The organism is Streptomyces sp. NPDC059524, from assembly GCF_042749255.1.
GTDB lineage: Bacteria > Actinomycetota > Actinomycetes > Streptomycetales > Streptomycetaceae > Streptomyces > Streptomyces xanthii.
The window spans coordinates 1-2,414 of record NZ_JBHYTK010000312.1 but is presented as its reverse complement, the minus strand read 5'-3'; the positions used below and the strand labels follow the sequence as shown (position 1 = coordinate 2,414).

The window sequence follows — 2,414 nt, the reverse complement described above, 5'->3', positions numbered from 1 at the left end:
GCTCGTGGGGGAGCGGACGCGCCCGCGGCTTGTCGGGACGCTCAGCTCTCGAGCGGCGGTTCAGGCAGCTCGGGCAGTTCAGGCAGTTCGGCCGCGAGGGACGCGGCGGCCTGCACCAGCGGCAGGGCCAACAGCCCACCGGTGGCCCCGCCCAGCCGGACCCCCTGATCGAGCAGCGGGTCCATCGCCATCCGGTCGAGCGCCTTGGCCTGCGCCGGCTCCCCGCTCGCATGCCCCGCGAGCCACCAGTCGGGCGCCCGGAACGCGACCCGCTGCCCCACGAGCGCGGCGGCCGCCGAGACGACCCCGTCAAGGATCACGGGCGTGCGCCGCACCGCGCACTGCAACAGGAACCCGGTCGCGGCGGCCAGATCCGCCCCGCCGACCGTCGCCAGGAGCTGCAACTGGTCGCCGAGCACCGGCCGCGCCCGCCGCAGGGCGTCCCGCACGGCCGCGCACTTGCGCATCCACGCCAGGTCGTCGATGGGGTCGCCGCCGCGCCCCGTGACGACCGACGCGTCCGTGCCGCACAGCGCCGCGATCAGCGTGGCCGCCGCCGTCGTGCCGCCCACGCTGAGGTCGCCGAGCACCACCAGGTCCGTACCGGAGTCCGCCTCCTCGTCGGCGACGGCCATGCCCGCGCGGAACGCGGCCTCCGTCTCCTCCAGGGTGAGCGCGTCCTCGATGTCGATGCGTCCGGAGCCGCGCCGCACCCGGCGGTCCTCGACGCCCTTCGGCAGCGCGTCCGGCTCGCAGTCCAGGGACAGGTCGACGACCCGTACGCCCACGTCGAGCCGCCGGGCGAGGACCGCGCTCGCGGACGCGCCCTCGACGAGCTCGCGCACCAGTTCCGTGGCGCTGCCCGCGGGCCGCTTGGACACGTCGAGCTCGGCGACCCCGTGGTCGCCCGCGAACACGACCACGCGCGGCCGGGCCACCGGCCGCACGGGCACGGCACCTTGGGCGGCCGAGAGCCATTCGCCCAGTTCGTCGAGGCGGCCGAGGGCGCCGGGCGGCACGGCCTGCCGTGCCCTGCGCTCCTCGGCGTCACGGCGGGTCCCGCCGTCGGGGCGCTCGATCAGATCGGTGAAGTCGTCGAGATTCAGCGAGCTCATTCGCCGAACAGTACCGGCCCCGCCGAGCCCTGCCGCCGGGCGGGCGACGCACCGGCTTCACAGCGTCATTGCATCGCCCTTCCCGATCCTTTACGTTCCGGTTTGTGTCGGATTGTCGTACCACGGCCCAGGTGGTGGCCGAGCGCCGCCCCGCCTACCTCAGCGAGCTCGCCCAGGGCACCGAGCGCTTCCACGAACCGCGCCGCCCCGACTGCCCCTGGTGCGGCTCCACACAGCTGCGCACCCGGCTGCGCACCACCGACCTCCTCCAGCACAAGCCCGGCAGCTTCACCGTCGACCAGTGCCGGGCCTGCGCCCACTCCTTCCAGAACCCGCGGCTGACCCCCGAGGGCCTCGACTTCTACTACCGCGACTTCTACGACGGGCTGCGCGCCGAACACGTGCGCCGCGTCCCGGGCGCCCGCGGCGACACCGCCCGCCACCGCGAGCGGGCCCGCGCCGTCGCGCGGTACATCGAACCCGAGAGCTGGCTCGACGTCGGCACCGGACGCGGGGAGTTCCCCGCCGCCGCCCGCGAGGAACTGCCCTACACCGCGTTCGACGGGGCCGACGTCGGGGCCGGGATCGCCGAGGCGCGGCGCGAGGGACGGGTCGACGAGGCCCACGAGGGGCGGCTCGCGGATCTCGTGCCGCGGCTCGCCGGGCGGTACGACGCGCTCAGCATGCTCCACCACCTCGAACACACCCCGGACCCGCGCGCCGAGCTGCGGGCCGCGCGGCGCGTGCTGCGGCCCGGCGGTCACCTCCTGCTCGAACTGCCCGACCCGGAGTGCCGCTACGCGCATCTGCTCGGGCGCTGGTGGGTCTCGTACTTCCAGCCGCAGCACCTGCACTTCATCCCGCTCGCCAATCTGCGGGCCGAGCTGGCGGCGCTGGGCTTCACCGTCGTGGGGGTCGACCGGCGGGCGGCGCACGTGCCGCGGGATCTGACGGCGGCCTGTGCGCTGTTCCTGGAGCGGTGGTCGCCCCGGGCCGACGAGCCCTGGCGGACCTCGGCGCCGACCGAGGTCCAGCGGCGGGTGCGTTCTGTGCTGACCCGGGCGAGTGTCCCGGCCCTGTTGTCGGCGCGGGTCGCCGACCGTGCCCTGGCCCCCCTGATCTCCCGGAGCCCCTACGCGAACGCGTACCGGGTGATCGCCCGCCGCAACTCCGACCCTTCGTCCTGATCCGCGGGCCCGGTGGGGCTTCTCGCGCAGTTCCCCGCGCCCCTGGAGATGCGCACTTCGTGCGCGATCTCCATCGGGGAAATGCGGCGCGAAGCGCCATGCATTTCAGGGG

General features: G+C 75.1%; 2 protein-coding genes. One reads left to right on the top strand and one right to left on the bottom strand.

Annotated features, from left to right (window positions below; genetic code table 11):
- Positions 1 to 41: 41 nt before the first annotated feature.
- Positions 42 to 1,115, bottom strand: coding sequence for a nicotinate-nucleotide--dimethylbenzimidazole phosphoribosyltransferase (cobT, locus tag ACFW9D_RS38450; protein WP_384630132.1), 1,074 nt, complete (start codon positions 1,113 to 1,115; stop codon positions 42 to 44).
- A 104-nt stretch (positions 1,116 to 1,219) separates the two neighbouring features.
- Between cobT and ACFW9D_RS38445 the strand changes: the two genes are divergently transcribed.
- Complete coding sequence (locus ACFW9D_RS38445; protein ID WP_384630130.1) at positions 1,220 to 2,302, top strand: class I SAM-dependent methyltransferase; 1,083 nt, start codon at positions 1,220 to 1,222, stop codon at positions 2,300 to 2,302.
- The last annotated feature ends 112 nt before the right edge of the window (positions 2,303 to 2,414 follow it).